Consider the following 17,656-nt stretch of genomic DNA (forward strand, 5'->3'; position numbering starts at 1 on the left):
GTTCATGCACTACAGTTGCCCCTTGATCTGCAAACGCGATCTTGCTGATGCCGGCTTGACGCGTTGTTGCGCGAGCATCATGGAGTATCGCCGGGCGAGCTCCAGTGCTTTACAGATTACTTCTTGTTACTTCTTGCCTGAAACATGCCGCTGATAGCAGGCTGCGTCTCCAGGACGTTGATGTCCGAGCGTGTATACCGAATCATTCGGGTGCTGGACAATCATCTTGTATGGTAGTAACAACACGGAACCAAAGAAAGAAAGGCCGGAAAGCGATGGCTGAATGCAGCGGTGATGACCAATGCCGTAGCGTTCCAGATTGACCTGCTCGAAATACAGCGGTCGATGGCAGAATCCAGGGGCAGCCCACGTAAATGGCAAGTATGGCTCGGAGCACTCTGGATCAGAGGTCATGTGAGCGATGTCCTCGAATCGATCGCTAATCCCTAAGTTCGAAAATATCTGTTCGCTGCTGCTTAGCGGTCCAGTAAACCTTTCTGTGCTAAAATCGCCACTCAAAGGCTTGGCGGTATCGGAGTCGGCTAAATTCTTTAGCGGCCTGAGCTGAATCTGATCGACACCAGACTGCGCATTCACTGACAAGTGCCCAACGCTCCGAACTTCAAGTATCTTTGTTCTCAGCTTTTCCAGTTTCTCTTGACTAGCGGTAATCGAAGGCGGCACTTCGATCTCTAGTGACTGCGAATCGTCTTTCAAGTTCGCCGATACGGTAGTCGTAACCGTTGAACGGCTGGATGTGGTCGAGGACCATCCCGGTTGCGGCTGCTCGATCCGGCTGGAGTGGTCGGGGGCCGCTGCGCTGGATTGACTTTCAAGGCTACCAGCGGGTAGTTGCATCGGCTGCTGGCTGGTAGGCAGTGGCGCTGCTTCGGTGCTGATATGACGATTAACTGTATTAAGTTCTGAATCGGCGGCTTGATGGGTTTCCAGTGGCATCCACGGCAACGATGAATTCAGAAGAAGACTTGCCGGAGGAATAACATGCTTAGCAGCGGGCCGACTTGACTCATTTTGGGTTGCACCGGCAGCAAGCTGTACCCAGTCAAAATTCGCGCTGCCAGAACCGCTGGTGTGAACTTGTTGCGTGGGAATGCTACTCCAAATCAGGTTGTGCCGAGTACCTGACGCGGTCGTCTGGCCGAAAGCCGGCAAATGCAGTGTGGTGACAAGGAAAAATAATGGTATCTGACGCCAAGTCATGGACTCCCCCCACTTTCTTAACTGCAGTCACTACATGTCGCAGGTTTTTGGCTAGAATACGAGGTTGCCGTTATGGCAAACATGCATACCTTCAGTTTGGGTATCGACCGCCACCTTCAGCTTTCCGCATTCGGAGCTGGAGCTGCCAATCAGAATTTCCGAAAATCCTTCAAAGTTCGACATTGACTCGCTTGTCCGTGCCAATGCTTGCCTGAGTCACTTTGAATCGGGGCTGTATTTAAGCCATGAAGTTGAAATTGACTGCATTTCACGGTTTGGAGCCGGCGGGTCAGGTAGAGATTAGCCATGGCCAGTGCATTACGTTTGGTCGAACCAGTGACGCACAGAACAGTTACGAAGCCGATCGCCATATGTCGCGAGTGCATTTTGAGATCGACTTTACTGGACGTCACGCTGAATTGAGTGATCGAGGAAGCAGCAATGGAACTTTTGTCAATGGATCGAAAATTTCCGGCAAGCAGCGATTGACTTCAGGAGATAAAATTCGGGCTGGCTGTACGACCTTTGAAGTCCTCATCGACCAGGGCACACAGCAGCCCAGTAGCAATCCGCTGGCGGAAGTTGTCAGAGATTCCAGGTTTGAGTCCAGAAGTGGAGCCAGTCGCCAGTTAGCAAATGCCGATAGCCCGCGGGATTCATCGAGCGTGTCTGCGAAGGTCAAAGACGTGGCCCGCAAAGCGGAGGACTCGAAGCCAATTTCGCCGATCAGCGAGTCGTCGCTGATCGAATCTGTGAACGTGGCGGACACAACGGACCCAAGCGTGTCCAGCTCAGAGGGTGCGGCGCATCAGGGCATCTCCGATACCTACCGATTATTCAGCAAGCGGTTTACAACTGAACTGGCCGTGGGCCTACCGATCATTGCTGATCGCCTGAGCAAAGAATGGTCAGTGCAATTCGTCCTTCATCCACGCAAAATTCGCCACGACATATCCATGCACTCAAGCAACACCATTCGCTTGTGGAACTGGAATTCGGCAACGGCAGAAATTGGTCCGATCGTAGTATCGTGGACCGAGTTCAAGGTGCATTACATCACGTTTATGCCACGCTATTTGGCCGCAGATGCTCTGGTGATCTATCTGGGTCGGAACTCCGCACCGCTTCAGCAAGAATTACGGGAGCTGACAGAGCGTGGAGTGCAGGGCTTCTCTGAACCAGGAGGGTTTCTATCGTGCTTTTGGCCGTCGTCACTGGCGACAATGTTGGAAGTTGGCGGGCCCAGCGCTTGCCAACAGCTGTTTCAAGGTAACATCGCCGGAGCTTTGATGGCTTCACCCTGGGATAATCACACGGCTTTGTTGGCTGCCAATCAGCAATTGAGCGAATCGCTGTTAGCTTTTCATTTCGAGACTTGCACGCAGTTTCGACCAACTTAGCTAGGATACGGCCCACGGCCTGCTGGCAGTTATCGTTCGCAGGCCATCTCAATTTGCGAATCAGCTACAGGGTGCGAGTCAGCTACAATTGCGCTAGACCCGGTTGCTCGGTTCACTAGCTCGGATACGGGTCAAGACCGTGAGCTGAGCAGGCGTCGCTCTGCTGCAATAAGATCAAACGCATTGCAGACGCCGACAGCCTTCGAGCATATGACTCGAAGGCTGTTGATCTCCTGAACTGCCAGTTGCAGCTGACTACTTCTCACCTTCTTCGACCTTCCAGGTCGCGTCCACCTTCCCCTGCGACTTGCCGTCTTTACCCATTTTGTCGTAAATCCAGTCGATGGCCTCGTAGTTCAAGGACAGTGTTTCGTATAGGTCGCTGTCGTTAGCCGATCCGTTCAGGTTGTAGTTGGAAACCCGTACGTTCTTCAGCTTCCATTGGAAGAACGGCACTCGACCACCGGCGCCTTGCGAGGAGCACACGTCAATCAGCACTTCTTTGAAGTTTGTGCCGTCACAAACGGCTTGAATCAGCTTAGGTGTTGAGGCGTCGAGTCGCTTGGTGCAGACCACATCGCCGCATTGAACAGAACCCTTATTGCGGGAAGTGTTCGTTCCACCAGTTGGGCGGCTCAGCCCTTGGCTCATGGACTCAAGATCGATCCATTCCTTGTGTTTGGCATCGGTGCTCTCACCCTTGATGTCGCCAATTTTCAAATAACCTGCCATCTGAGATTCTCCTTACTTTGAAGTGAAACCGAATCCAAGAACGGCCTTGGATCACCTGTCTGCCACACAAGTGTTATCGCAGGCCTGAGTCGGTAGTTGCCAACAAATCCTCGATTCCTGTGATTTTTTTGAATCTCCAAACTCCCCCGTCTGGCGTTGTATTCCAATCCGCGCACCTACCAATTATCCTCAGTATGGCCAGCGGTCCGCGACCGCAAACCGAAATCAGCATGAAATCCAGTGTTGATCGCGTACTTTGGGATTCGAGGACATGAGAACAAGAATGGGCTTCCTCGTGAAATGGATGGGCATCATGGCTGGTGCCTACCGATCACCTTACTCAGCTCTGTCAGCTCTGATTGGCTGGTTCAATCAGATGGCCAACGGCCAGCGTCAGCGAATTCACGCAGCACGCGAATTTCACCAGGCGTTAAGTTCAGCGCCGCCGATTTACTTTCGAAAGCTTGAGGCACGCCGCGTCTTGAACGCGACGTTTGAAGTCATTGCTGGCGAACTTCAGCTTGCCAACTTTGCGGACGGCGCGCATCTAGACATCCAGATGTTGCTTTCAGATCATCAATTTACCTTGAGTTCAGGGACGTGGTTCGACTCCAATGGCATCGATACGACTAGCTCGATTCTGTCGATCGCGCTAACCGGTGGGTTAAATATCAATTCGTTAACGGATACAAACATCTTCCTCCAAGGTGATCTTGGCACAATCAGCAACATCGATGTCTCCACTTTGGGAGATGTTTCTGATTCATCCGGGACGAGTCTGGTGGTAGCTGGTGATTTTATAATTGCAGCCAACAGAGTCACGCTGGGTGAAGATGCACTCGACAGCTATTCGGTGGGCGCATTGCGGCTTAACACAACGGGTGCCAGTCAGTTGAATGTCGATGGCAGCTTACATGTGCTGTCCGGCAGCGCCGCCTCACAAGCACTGCTGGTTGCGGACACCATATCCCTAGAGTCGTTCAGCACGTCCGGGGCATTGGCGGTTCTGGCACGGGGTGGAGATGTCTTAATTGGTACACTCGATTCAGGAACAACGATCGATATTACGGCAATTGATGGATCTATATTAGATTGGCAAGACGATCAATTGGCCGATCTAACTGCCAACGGCACGATTACTCTGCAGGCCGCCTTTAATATTTCCGGCAATGGCGCTGACGGTCGTTTGGAACTGTCGGCAGACAGCGTAGTTATTGCGCAGTCATTCGCTTCAGGTGACATACGGTTATATGGACTTGGCGATCTGACGCTGACATCGGCGATCACTCAGGACGGTGCAGTTGATGTCACAACCAATGGTACTTTGAATGCTCGTCTAGTGGATACCAGCCAGACCGACTCTACAGACAATAGCGTTAACTTATCGGCCAACAGCATGTCCAGCGACGTCTTGGTAGGCAAAGTTCGAGCCGGTCAGCAGTTGGGGCAGGTGTGGATCACTGCGGAAAGACATGTTGTCGATGGCGACAATGACCAGTTAAGTGTTGATGTCGCAGGTCAGTTTGTTCATTTGGTAGCGAATCAAGGCAACATTGGCGAAATATCGGGCTCGATTTTCCAAGGCGCGTATCGCTGGCTGCGCGTTCAGGCGAGCCAGGACTTGTCAGCGAATGCTCCGGACGGAGTCGTCATTCTTAATGCCAATTTCAATGGCACTGCATCGATCGCTGCTCCCACTGCAATCGTCATGTCCGCCCATAACGTTGACCTCAACTCTTGGAATATCGTGGCCACGAATTTGGCGGTAATCGCCGATGCGGATGGTAATTCGACAGGTACAGCTATTCTACCGAATACACTGAACTTTGCCGGCGACTTGCGAGTACAGGGTGCCGATGTCAGCTCAAACGGCTCCCTTTCGCTAGTTGCCCAGCGCATCCTGCTGATCTCTGGACAGTCCGAGCAGTTCACTGTCGGTCATCCGATCAGCGGTCAGTCTGTCCAGGTAGACGCACGTACGCACGGCGACTTGGTTGTGACCGCGCCTAGCAATGTCGTCTTCTCAGATTTGGATGGTAACGGTTATGCGTTGCAAGCCACTCCCTCAGGCTCAATTCATGTTCGCTCGACCAATGGCAGTTTGATCATCGACTCCCAAGTAGCTGATTACGCCACCAACGTCTTGTTGGAGGCTGCGTTGGATGTCACGATCAATGCCAATGTCACCAGCGTTGCAGGAAATATTACCGTCAACGCCGGCGACGATATTGTGCAAAACGCTCTCGTATCAGCCGGCGGTGCAGGCACCGTATACTTCATCGCCGGAAATAATACGGTAGACGCCACTGCTGGAATTGTCATGAATGCTGGCGCAGTCATTTCCACCGCTGGCGGCAATGTGCAGCTAGTGGCTGACAATGGCGGCGATATCCTGCTAACCCACATCGACGTCGGAGCGGGACGCGTCAGCTTGGTTGCGGAAGGCGATATTCTCAACAACGCGCGACGCGAAAACTTGGCTGCCGACGCCTTGGCTGGTCAGAATCAATTGACCTTAGGCAGCGCAGTCGGATTTCAGCTTGGCGATCTGCTGATGATCCAAGATGCCGACTCACCCGCCCAGTTCCTTACGATCACAGCCATTGCTGGAACCGTATTGACGATGTCAGGCAACCTAGCGCAAGACTATACCACCGCACAATCAGCTCGAGTCACCACTCAGTTGACCAACGTGCGCGCCTCGGCCCTTAGCCTGCGGGCCGATGCCAACATCTCCAATGCCAGCAACGGCCAGGGCACGATCGGGCGTCCCGATACTCTGACCGCTGATTCCGAAGCCAACAGTCAAGCCGTGACCACGCAAGTCGATATCCTGGCGGCCCGCAGCGCCGAAGGTATCTACATCCTTGAAGCTGACGAATTAGCCGTTGATTCCACTGGCGATATCACGGTGACGCAAGTCGTCTCGATTCTGCCACTCATAACCAACCCAGTGACGGCAAGCTCTCTTTCAGATCTTGTCACGACCAACAATGGCAACATTTTACTAGCCAGCGTGACCGGCAACTTGACCATCAACGATGGAGCCCTCGGCTCAATTGGCGGTGCCAACGGCCAAGCTGTCAGCGCCCACGGTACAGGCAATATTCTACTACAGGCTCGCGGGGGCGGCAGTGATTTGATTCTCAACAGTCAGGTGCAGACCGATACGGGAAGCATCTTCATGGGCGCAGGTGGAAGTATCGCTCAGAACAGTGGTGGAAATGTCTTAGTCACTAACGGTGCCCTAGGCAGTATCTATGCCCGAGCCCTGACCGGGTCGATCACCATGGCCGGCGATGCGTCGTCGACCACCCAGGGAGGGCACATTCACTATCTAGCGCAGGCCAATGTAACGGTAGGTGTGCTGAATGCCTCCACTAGTTTGCTGACCAGTACGGTAGCGGTTACGGCCACCACGGGAAGTATTTTGGACGGCCAAAACGACACGATCGGCCTAGATGCCAACGGCTTCGCAACGCAGATTGGAACGCGCGAGGTCAATATCATCGGGGATGCAGCCAATTTGTTTGCTGGTGTCAACGTAGGTGCCGCCGGCAATCCGTTGGACACCCAGGTCGTCAGTTTGGCATCTGGCTCAAATGGCAATACTTACATCTACGAAAGCAATGCACTAACGATCGGCACCGTGGCCAGCATTGCAGTTGCCCAAGTTCAACTGAACTCCAACGCGCCGGGCATTCCTGTCCTAGGTCGCAACGGTGTCACGGCCAATAGTCAGATCAAGATTGAAACGATTGGTGGAACACAGACGATAGCTTCTCAGGTTGGGGCAGGAGGTAATATCCTATTGGCTGCGGGTGGTGTAACAAGCGACTTGTTGGTCAATGCGGCGGTGGGCAGCGGCAGCGGACACATCAGCCTGGTAGCCGGGCGAGACGTAGCCATCAATGCGGCGGTGATCACCGGTGGCACGGGCAGTGTGTATGTGCAGTCCGGTAGATCGATCGACGTGCAAAACACGCTGACTACGCAGACGGGAGACATTCTGCTAAGTGCTGCTCAGGACATTAGCCAGAGCGCAATCATCTCCAGTACTAGCGGAGACATTGGACTGGTAGCCGGTGGGACCATTACGCACACGGCGGTGGGTCATATTACGGCCAGCGGTGGAGACGTGCTGGTACGAGCGGGCAACAACTGGACGATGGCCGCAGCGACGACGCTCACGGCCGGAGGCGGAGATGTAGTAGGTCAGGCGACAGCGGGCACGCTACAGTTAGGAGTCATCCGGGTCACGCATGCTACGGGCAATCGCATAGGCTTATCAGCGGGAGTGAGCATTGTAGATGCCAACGGTGGTGGGGTGAACATAGAAGAGACGGTAGCCGCAGCGACGACGACGGTCAGTCTGCGAGCCGGTACGGGGACGATCGGCCAGGCCGATGCTGGCAACGGCACGCCCGGGATCAACGCCAACGCACTGGACTTGAACGTGGATACGGTGGCGGCCTCGTCGGCGCAGGGCATTTACCTCAGAGAGCTAGCGGCCGGAGGCGGACTGATCATCGGAGTTGTTCCGGTAGCAGCGGTGACAGTCGATGCGCAGCAGGTGAACTTGAACAGCACGCAGACTGTTCGGCAAGGCAGCGGCACGCTAGCAGGGCTGGCTGGAGGCACAACGACCAACAACGGCCCGGTGAAGGTAGTCGCTGAGTCTGGTAGTCTGACGGTGGCCTCGGCCGTCAGTGCTCAGGGCACAGGCGACGTGCTGCTGGAGGCGCGAGGTGTGGCCAGTGACGTGTTGGTCAATGCGACGGTGGGCAGCGGCAGCGGACATATTAGCCTGATAGCCCGAGACGACATCGCTCAAGTCGCCGGCATCAGCACGGGAGGTGGTACGGTCTATGTGCAGGCCGTAGGCGGCGCCGTCATTATGGGTGCTGTGGCATTCACAGTGAGTTCAGGCGGAAATATTGACTACATGGCAGCGATTGATGCGAGCCTGGGACAACTGAACGCTGGCACAGGAACTGTTTCGATCACGGCGGGGCGAGATATTCTAGATAGTCACAATGACACAGTGAGCTTTGATGGGACTACGGGCTTCGTCGTTGAGGCGGGTTCCACGCGCGTTCACAATATAATTGCTAATGCTGCCAAGTTGCGATCTGGCGTGGACGGCACATTGTTAGCCGGTGGTAACATCGGTACGCAGAATAACCCGCTTGATACACGAATTGGAACTTTGGCTAGTGTGTCTAAGGAGGGCACGTATCTTTACCAGAGTGATCCTTTGGTTATCGGTAGCGTAGCGGAAACGTTTGTCACCCAGGTGCATTTTAATTCTGGCGTATTGGAGGTTGGCAATGCTGCGTTGGTTGGAGGAACCTCGGGTGGCCAATACAAACTGTGGTCATCAGCCGGCAGTGTCACCGTTGATCAGCCGGTTACTGCGGCGACGCAAATCGTGTTGGCTGCCGGTCCGATCAGTGGTAATTTGATTGTTAAGGCTGCTGTGACATCAAATGGCTCTGCAGCCCAGGGGAATATTTGGTTTGCGGCTGGTGGGTCTGTATATTCGCCGGATTTAAACGGACTACTACAGTTCGCCGAAGTTGATGGAGTATCGCTAACGCTGTATGCGCAACAGTCCGTTTTCTTGCCGAATACCCACGTAGACAGTCTAGAAGCGAGGATGGTCGGCGCGAGGAATCAAAAGACGGTATTCGAAGGAGATCAACAAATCAACGCCGTGTTGATCAATGCTAACGCAAACGCCAGCGGCCCATTAATCCTGGAAGAATTGAAGCATGATCTGATTCCAGCGAATGTTACATTTCCTGATCCTCTTCATCCGATTGGTACTACTCCAGGCTTTAACGATATAAAAGCGAGCTTCGAATTTACAAATCGCTTCGTTGATGGCTATGCATTGTTTGTTCGTAACGCTGGAGAGCTGTCCATTGAAAAATTCAACTTTGGACAGGCCATGGAAATCTCTGGCACGAAACCAGCAGTTTATGTTGAGACGTTAGGTGCTTCAGATTTAAAGGTTAAGGGTGAGATTACTTTAGTCAGTGAGACTACGAATCCAAATCCAGGTATCGTCTTGATTGCTGGACAAACATTGTCCATTGAAGGCGGCGGATCGCTGAATCTGGAATCGCAACCACCAGGCGCTGTGAGCGACTATAGACAAGTTGTTTATTCTCTCGACCTCAAGGCCGATGCCTACGACGCCGGATTAGGACCAATAGTTGACGGCAGCGTTTATCCCGTGTCAACCAAGTTCGTTGTGGATGCCAGCCGCAAGAATTTGGAGAACGAGAAAACGCACTTTCAGCAGCGAGTGCGCATGGAGTTTGGCAATTCTGGCGAAAGCGGATTCATGACCATCGTGCATTACGCGGACAATCGCTATCAACAATTTACTGAACAAGCGGATGTAGCCCAGTTAGCCGCTGGCAGCAACTTCAAACTTGATAGTGCAAGTGGCGTCATTCAACCGATTAGTAATACAGTCGATACGCCGGCAGTCAACAAAGCACTTTTCGCTCGCTCAGCGACTACGGATGGCAATTTCGATCCCGCGTTCCTCGCCAATAACCGCGACTTGCCGACGGACGTAGTCATCCGTCGCTCATTAGACTTCTTCTTGTTTTCTAATGGCCAAGCCGATAATAGCGCAGCGGTGATAGATCATACTTCCGCGCATCAAGATGTACTTGGTGTTGAAACCAATATTGAAACAAGACCACCACTGACACCCGACCCGCCACCCAGTACGGTTCCACTTCCGGCACCTGTGACCCCACCGAATCCGTTGCCGCTCGATCCGCCGCTGGATCAAGCGCGGCCTGAGTACGAGCCAGGATACCTGCAGCCGAAAACGATGGAAGTGGCTATTTATCCGGTTCATTACGAGGATGAAAATGGCGATGGTCAAGTCGATGCGGTCGAGTTGCCGGATTATGAAGACGTGCTTGCCAAGCTGAAACGCGAGGGAAAGATCGTCATCAAAGCGCAGGACGGCGGTACGCCCACTCAGGGAGAAATTGAACAGCAGAAGCTGCAGATTACCAGCCAGCCGGATCAGCCCAGCGGCGCATATTCCATCATTCGTAAGCTGTTCGATGGCAGCGAAGAGGTGCTGGACGTCTTCTCAATTCGCGATTGGCCAGAACAGGTTGATGCGGCCCAGGCCGATGGTACCGCCGACGAAGTCGCCCCACCTGCGCTGAAGCCGTTTACTCCGGTCGAGCCTCCAGCGGATGTCGAATTGCCGTTGCCGCCACCGGCAGCCGACCTGCGGCCCCTGCCCCTCCCGCCTACCGATCCTTTGGGTCAGAACGATTCGCGACACGCGCTGGATGATTCTGTATCACCGCGGTTTGCTGGAGGTATTGGACTGTTGAGTTCACTGTGGTTGTACCGTCGATTGCAGTCCGGTTCGCAAGGACACACTTCGGTCGTTGCTCCCGTTGCTGGAGATTCAGCTACCAACAGCGCCCCGCCTACCGAGTTTTGTCGTCGAGCACGGCGGTTGCGAAAGCTGAGATACTTGGCTTCAACCGCTGACAACTCGTAGAAGCTTTATTATTGACAATTCATACCGCTACGTAGTCTTACTTGGGAGATTGGGAAATGCAACGTTGTCCGCAATGCAATCAGCAGCTTGATGTGGACGCTAAAGCATGTTTGGCCTGTGGTTGGACGTTGGAACCAGCGGTCACTGAAGATGCCAAACAGCACGACGACCCACCAGCGAAATTGAGCGACACGCTTGATTTTCCCAAAGGCGGTCTGCTAAGCAATCTTTCGTCTGAAGATGCGATGGTGCCGCCAGGGTCCAGCGCTCTAAACGATGCCGACAGACCGTCACTTGAAAAGCTGCACTCTACGCTGGATTTTGTCAGCGATTCGACGATAGACATGGAGCCAGCATCGCCAACGGTCGATGCAATTGCCCAGGACTTTTCGGGTGCGCAGGCAGAAGAGCCAGGCACGGAATTGCTGCCGATGGACACTGATTCTTCTTTGGCAGCCGATAGTGCATCGACCGAGGGCAGCGGCTGGGGGGAAGACTCGGTACAGGGAACATTGCGGATACCCGATGCTCCCGCCATGGATTCTGTTCGGTCAGGCCAGATAGGTAGCTCGTCGGCAGACTCCTTTGGCACTATCCCCATTCCGAATTTGTCGCAGGCGGCTGCTCCTGAAAAAACGGTCAGCTCAGATACGCTGCCTCCAGGAACGCTGCTCGACAACTCTGACCAGCGCGATACGCTCGATTTGGAATTTCAGGCTGGTGGCGACAATGCTGGAGACCAGCAGGCGACTCGTTCTTTGGACCAGCCCTTCTTTCCTGTAGAACCCATTCCGCCCAAGACCGCTGGCCCGCGGACGGACGAAGTCAACACAATCGACTTCGATCAATCAGACAATGCTCAAGAGTCCGCTATTACGCTCGATTTAGGAACGGGCCGGGCGTTCGATTCGCACAATACCAGTTCCGGCACCATTCCCTATTCAGATGACCAAGTCGCGGCTGCGGCCGCAGATACTGGCAGATCGACTCCTTCAGGGCAATTGCGCCGTGTTTGGGGCGCGGTGGGCGGGTCATCGGCTGACCCGATGCATACCCTAAAGGTCAGCGTTGGGCAGGCGTCGGATTCAATCTTTCAGCGCGTCTCACCTCGGTTGCTGGTGACGTCACAACGGGAGGACATCTTAGCTGACGTTATCAAGCGTGCCAAAGACAAGCAGCGTGATCCCAAGCTGATCGAAGCCTGCCTGAGCGAAGCCTGCGGTAAGGAGGTGTCTGAGACCGCGACGCCGGACTACGAAATCAACGGCTATATCGGTCGCGGGGCGATGGGCGTTGTATTTCAAGGGCGCCAAGTGGGCATTGGTCGCGATGTGGCCATCAAGATGATTCAACCTTCCGCCGGCGGAACGCGAACCGCCAGCAGTACCCGCAATCTGCAAAAGAAATTCTTATACGAAGCGCAGATTACCGGCAAGCTGGATCACCCGAACATCGTGCCCGTCTACGAGTTGGGAATGTGCAACAGTCTGCTGTTCTACACGATGAAGAAAATCGTGGGTACCGAATGGAAGCAGAGTTTTTCCAAACGCTCCAAAGAAGAGAACCTGGATATTCTGACGAAAGTTGCCGACGCGATGGCCTTTGCCCACCAGCGTCAAATCATCCACCGCGACTTGAAGCCAGAAAATGTGATGCTGGGGCCGTTTGGTGAAGTGTTGGTGGTGGACTGGGGCTGCGCGGTCGACCTCAGCCTAAAAGAAGAGTTTTCCGGAGCGGGCTCGCCGCCGTGGATGGCACCCGAAATGGCGCTGCACCAGCGCAACCGTATTGGTACCGGCAGCGATATCTACTTGCTGGGGGCCATCCTGTATCAGATCGTCGTGGGGCATCCGCCACATGCCGGTCGGACGGTAATGGAGGTGCTGCACTCAGCGGCCAAGAATGAAATTATCGCCACTACCAGTAGCGATCCTCTCCTAAAAATCGCCCTGCGAGCCATGCAGACCGCTGTCGAAGATCGGTATGCCACGGTCGAGGAGATGCAAGAGGCGATTCGGCTGTATCAACGACACTCCGAGAGCGTCGCGATGACCGCACGCTCGGAGAATTTGCTGGAACAGGCGATTGCGAATAAGGACTATGAGCGATTTTCGCGCTCGATATTCGGATTTCAAGAGGCCCTGGAACTCTGGCCCGACAACCCCGCTGCGTCGGACGGTCTGCGAGCGTCGAAGTTCGCTTACGGTCAATTGGCCTACACCAAAGGGGACTACGGCCAGTGCCTCGAAGTGCTCGATCGCAATGCGCCGGATCAGAATGCGTTGTACGTGAAAGCTGAAAAAGCCAAGAAGTCTGTAGAGGATAGATCGAAATGGCTTAAGTTTGCGTTAAGTGGCCTAGCCGGCGCGATAGTAGTTGGACTCGTTGTTTCCACAGCATTTGCAGTTTATGCTTCCATACAGAAGAATATTGCTGTAGAGCAGACAGATATTGCTGAAAAGCAAAAAGACTTGGCCCTAAAAAACGAAGAGGAGGCTAAGCGGCAGGCACAACTGGCCAAAGACAATGAAGAAGAAGCTACGCGACAGGCACAATTGGCCAAAGACAACGAAGAAGAAGCGAAGCGACAGGCAACGTTAGCCAAAGACAACGAAGAGGAAGCGAAGCGACAGGCAGCGCTGGCCAAAGACAACGAAGAAGAAGCGAAGCGACAAGCAGCGCTGGCCAAAGACAACGAAGAAGAAGCGAAGCGACAGGCTACGATTGCGGAAACCCAAACATCCATGGTGCAGTTGGCAGCGATCCAATCCAATCTATCTCTTGCATTTGGGCAAGTTGAACAATCAGACCTTAGTCGCGCCACCGCTCTTATTAGCGATATTGGCACGCCAAGTAAGCATCAAGTGTTAGCCGACAAGCAGCAACTTCCTCTTCTCAAGAACTGGGCCTGGAATCGCATCAATCTGCTGAGCAACTCGGACCTATTGAGCGATCCGGTCGGTGAGCAGGTGACGGCGTTGGCATTTTCTCAGTCAGCCAATCGCGGCGTGGTGGCGCTGACTCGCCAGCAGCAGAACTGGCTGCACATCGCCAGCATCCACAATGACAAATTAGTTATTGATCCGCAACACTCGCTAAAGCTCGAAGCAGAGGTCGTCGAGGCCGCCTCGATTTCACCGGATGGCCAGAGCGTGTTGTACTCGTTGGCCGCCGGCAAGAACGATCTGCCCAGGCTGTTTCGCTGGCAGGTGGGTAGCACCGCTGCCGAACCGATCGCCGGTGCCGATATGCGTGCGTTCCAAGGGTTCGTCGCCACCGATACTGCCGACGTGGCGGGCCTGAACCAAGGTCTGTGGGTGTGGAGTCGAAATGGTTCAGACGAAGAGTCAAAACGAATTGATAAGGTTCAAGGGCGGCTGCTGTCGATGCAGTTGCTGCCTAATAATTCAGTGCTGGTGCTAGCTGAGATGCCCAATGGGCAGCGTTACCCGCATATTGTGTCTCTGCTAGACAGTAATGATCATCAATACTTGCGAACTCAGCAGGGCTTGGGCCGAGAACGGCTGTCGGCCGTTGCATACGCCAATGGGCGGTTGGTACTGGGCACCGAGTCGGGCAAGTTGTTTAGTCTGCCGTACATGTTGGGCTCGACCACCTCTACTCAACCAGCAGTTGGCGGCGTGACAGATCGCGGTGTCGACATAGATGCCAGTCTGCTCAGCGAAATTCCGCAACAGCACCAGTCCAGAATCAAGTCGATTAGAGCGCATGCAGATGGAACGCTGTTGACCATCGCCGAGGAACCGCAGGTCAATGTCTGGCGACCGGTGGCTACGGAACTCGGGTGGACCCTGGACATTCGGCTGACAGGTACTCCCAGCAACGTACAATTGGCTGACTTTGGACAGTCATCACAGCAAATTCTGGCGCTATCAAGCGATACCAGATCGATTGTTTGGGACGTCAATCGCCAGCGGCTGCGGCAACGCGTGCGTCGCGTCACGCCCGATGGACAAGAGCTAGATTATGCGACTCCGGTCATGGCTATGGTCACCTCGGAAGATGGCCAGCGTGCGGTTTCAGTTCTGGAGGACGGCACCATTGACCGATGGAACATTTATACCGGTCTGGCCGAACACACTGGGCAGATTCCGATTGGCTACGTTGGGCATGATCCTCGAGCACAATTCGTCGATATGTCCATCGACCCTCAGTCCGGCATCATGATTACCTCGGCCAGATTGCCTCTGGGAACGCAAGTTCATCAGTCCGCAGGTGCTGACAAAACCGATTCGAAGAAGTCGCTCGAGTGGGATTGGGAATTTGTCAAGTGGGACCTGAACGGCATGAAGATGCTGGACCGCTGGAATCGGCGGTCTGGAGAGGAGCAAGCGGTCTCGCTAGTGGGCCGCGGCCACTACGTACTATACGGTAGCGATTCAGAGACACGGTTTAGAAATACCGCCAACCAAAGTGAAATCGCAAAGTTCGACTTTGGTAGTTTCTTTGGAGTTGCTAGTCCCAAGTCGAGCAACCTGGTGATGCTCGTCAAGCTAAATGGTGCCCTACAATTGGTGGATGTCGACAATTTGGATGATTCGTGGCGACAGACAGAATTCTTTGCGCTGGCCACCACGGGGGATCGTCCGATCATTGGCCAATGGTCCCCGGCTGGTGATCGATTCTATCTGATCTGGGAATCTGGGCGTGTGATTGAATTGTCGTGGGACGGAAGTCGCTTGGCCCTCGAGCGCGACCTGCGTCAGGCTGGTCAAAAGATTGAACTGGCTGTGGATTCGACTCAGCCAGCTGCGGCACAAGCTGACGCTGGCCGAAGCCAAACTCCCACTATCCGCATCGCCTCGCGGTGGAACGTGGATATGAAAGTTCGCTCGGCATCTGGCCATAACTTGCTATATGCTTTGGTGCGCTTTCCTGGAAAGTCCGGACTGACGCGGTTGACCCGAATTGCTTTTCCCGTCAATGGCGGTTCTGTTCAGATGCAATACAGCGATTCCAGGCTGGGTAGCCGGCATTGCGTGCTGAGCGACGATGAAGTACCACAGGCCATCACAGGCCCCTTGGAGCAAATGAAGAATAGGCATCCTCGGTTGGATCAACAAATCGCTGGTATGCGTACCGCAGGTCTGCACACGTATGTGGCCACCAAGTCTGGAACGGTCCTACGAGTCGCTGCGCAGCAGGCTGATTTGCAAGCCTACGGGCGCCCCAAGTTACTGTCGGCCACCGGCGACAAGTCGGCCAACACCATCATCACCTTGCATGAAGGCGGAGTACTGTGGCGAGCTGACTGGCAAGATGGTCAGTGGAGCTGGCGGCAATTGCCTTTGGCATCGGCTGATGCCGAGTCAATTGACCTATCGCCAGACGGCAGCCAACTGTCTATCCGGACCGGTACAGGCTTAGGGCTATATTCAGCCGATACCGGGGCGCTATTGCAGCAGTTTGCTGGTGGCCCGATTGCCGCGTTCACCTGGGACCGCCAGCAGCCATCGACCTTCGCCATAGTGGGCAGCGATGGTACCGTGGGACGACTAACGGAAGCCGGATGGGTTGAGATCATCAAATTGCCGGCTGGAGAAGTAGCCAAGCGCGTTCAATACTTCAATGAAGCGTGGAATGACCCGGCCAAGCCCAAAGATCGCTGGCTGCTGGTGCAAACCTCGACTGCCACTTACGACCGGCTTCACTACTTCCCGCTCAACCCCGGAGCACAGCCCGTGTCGGTCGACTTGCCCTCGCGCGTGACGTCCCTTCAGTGTTCGCCGACCGAGGGACTGGTGGCTGTTGGCGGTTACGGAACGGTAGCCATCTACTTTAGCGCTCCCAGTCTGGGTGAAGCCGGCAAAGAGCTGTTTAGTCTTCCCGGACATGCGGGGGCTAGTGTGAACCTACTCCAATTTACCGCTGACGGTCGCACTCTGTTATCGGGTGATCGAGGCAATCGCATGTTTGGCTGGCTTTCTGCCGATAACATGGCCGCTCCGGTTGCTCCGGGGGTAGCTATTCAGCCAAACCGACCGGACGCTGAACGGCAAATACTAGTGCGTGTTCGCTGAACGGACAGGGGCAGGGCCAGGCCAATCGCCGCAGGCCGCCCCCAGCAACTCCGGCTTCGCCCAGCAGACGCATAACGTACTGCGGTGAATGGCTATAGAATCCATCTGTATGCCAATCATATCCATCGCCTAACAACGGACCGGCGGCTACGTTGAACACCAGCCAGCCGCCGAGTACCAATCGTTTCAAGGCGACCTGAATGAACTGCTCTAGCGATCCCTGGTACTGCAAAACGCTGACGGCTGCGATCAGGTGATAAGAAGTATCGGTGCCCGTCAGGTACTCAGTCAACTCAGCCGTGATCAGTCCTCGGTAACAACCTCGCTGTCGGGCCATATCAAGCATCCTCGTGGATAGGTCGACTCCATCCAGCCAGCGACTCTGACTCCCCAGAGCCGGACCCAGCAAGCCGGTGCCACAACCGGCATCCAGAATGCGAATGGTGTCCGCTTCGGGCAACTGACATTCTCGCAACAAGTCGGCCACGAGCCGTGGTCCCAGATAGCCGACTTGTTCGCACTGGCTATCGTACTGGTCCGCCAGTGAATCAAACATGTCGGTTATCTTGTCAGTGTCAATTGGCGGAGATTTAGACATCTGTGGTGCATTCCATCGAAGCCATCTTTTGGGGATAACCAGTAATTTCAACCGGGGATTGGCTGACAAAAATCGAAGCTTTTTGGTAATGTTTGAGCGCTATTCAACCGCT

The 17,656-nt window shown here is 54.4% G+C and carries 6 protein-coding genes; 3 read left to right on the top strand and 3 right to left on the bottom strand.

Annotated elements, in window-relative coordinates; all coding sequences use genetic code 11:
• Window positions 1–126: 126 nt before the first annotated feature.
• Window positions 127–1,221 carry a hypothetical protein gene (locus KF752_08210; GenBank protein ID MBX3421524.1) on the bottom strand — a complete coding sequence of 365 codons (1,095 nt, stop codon included), beginning with the start codon at window positions 1,219–1,221 and terminating at the stop codon, window positions 127–129.
• A gap of 245 nt (window positions 1,222–1,466) precedes the next feature.
• Here KF752_08210 and KF752_08215 point away from each other — a divergent pair, with 245 nt between their 5' ends.
• Complete coding sequence (locus KF752_08215) at window positions 1,467–2,621, top strand: FHA domain-containing protein (protein ID MBX3421525.1); 1,155 nt, start codon at window positions 1,467–1,469, stop codon at window positions 2,619–2,621.
• Between the two features lie 255 nt (window positions 2,622–2,876).
• On the opposite strand, the gene KF752_08220 is transcribed toward KF752_08215, so the two are convergent.
• A complete protein-coding gene (locus tag KF752_08220; protein MBX3421526.1) occupies window positions 2,877–3,353 on the bottom strand; it encodes a type VI secretion system tube protein Hcp in 477 nt (158 codons plus the stop codon).
• Between the two features lie 271 nt (window positions 3,354–3,624).
• On the opposite strand from KF752_08220, the gene KF752_08225 reads away from it, so the two are divergent.
• Window positions 3,625–10,905 carry a hypothetical protein gene (locus KF752_08225; GenBank protein ID MBX3421527.1) on the top strand — a complete coding sequence of 2,427 codons (7,281 nt, stop codon included), beginning with the start codon at window positions 3,625–3,627 and terminating at the stop codon, window positions 10,903–10,905.
• Window positions 10,906–10,961: 56 nt separating this feature from the next.
• On the top strand, window positions 10,962–16,946 hold the full coding sequence (locus tag KF752_08230) for a protein kinase (GenBank protein ID MBX3421528.1): 5,985 nt from the start codon (window positions 10,962–10,964) through the stop codon (window positions 16,944–16,946).
• On the opposite strand, the gene KF752_08235 is transcribed toward KF752_08230, so the two are convergent.
• Window positions 16,891–17,544 (bottom strand): methyltransferase domain-containing protein, encoded by a 654-nt coding sequence (locus KF752_08235; protein ID MBX3421529.1) that lies wholly within the window; start codon window positions 17,542–17,544, stop codon window positions 16,891–16,893. The genes KF752_08230 and KF752_08235 overlap by 56 nt on opposite strands.
• Window positions 17,545–17,656 lie beyond the last annotated feature (112 nt).

The sequence above is a fragment of the Pirellulaceae bacterium genome (genome assembly GCA_019636385.1).
Classification (GTDB): Bacteria; Planctomycetota; Planctomycetia; order Pirellulales; family Pirellulaceae; genus Aureliella.

Coding starts and splice junctions, on each gene's coding strand:
- KF752_08230 (MBX3421528.1), top strand. CDS start 10,962: ATGCAACGTTGTCCGCAATGCAATCAGCAGCTTGATGTGGACGCTAAA.
- KF752_08210 (MBX3421524.1), bottom strand. CDS start 1,221: ATGACTTGGCGTCAGATACCATTATTTTTCCTTGTCACCACACTGCAT.
- KF752_08220 (MBX3421526.1), bottom strand. CDS start 3,353: ATGGCAGGTTATTTGAAAATTGGCGACATCAAGGGTGAGAGCACCGAT.
- KF752_08215 (MBX3421525.1), top strand. CDS start 1,467: ATGAAGTTGAAATTGACTGCATTTCACGGTTTGGAGCCGGCGGGTCAG.
- KF752_08235 (MBX3421529.1), bottom strand. CDS start 17,544: ATGTCTAAATCTCCGCCAATTGACACTGACAAGATAACCGACATGTTT.
- KF752_08225 (MBX3421527.1), top strand. CDS start 3,625: ATGAGAACAAGAATGGGCTTCCTCGTGAAATGGATGGGCATCATGGCT.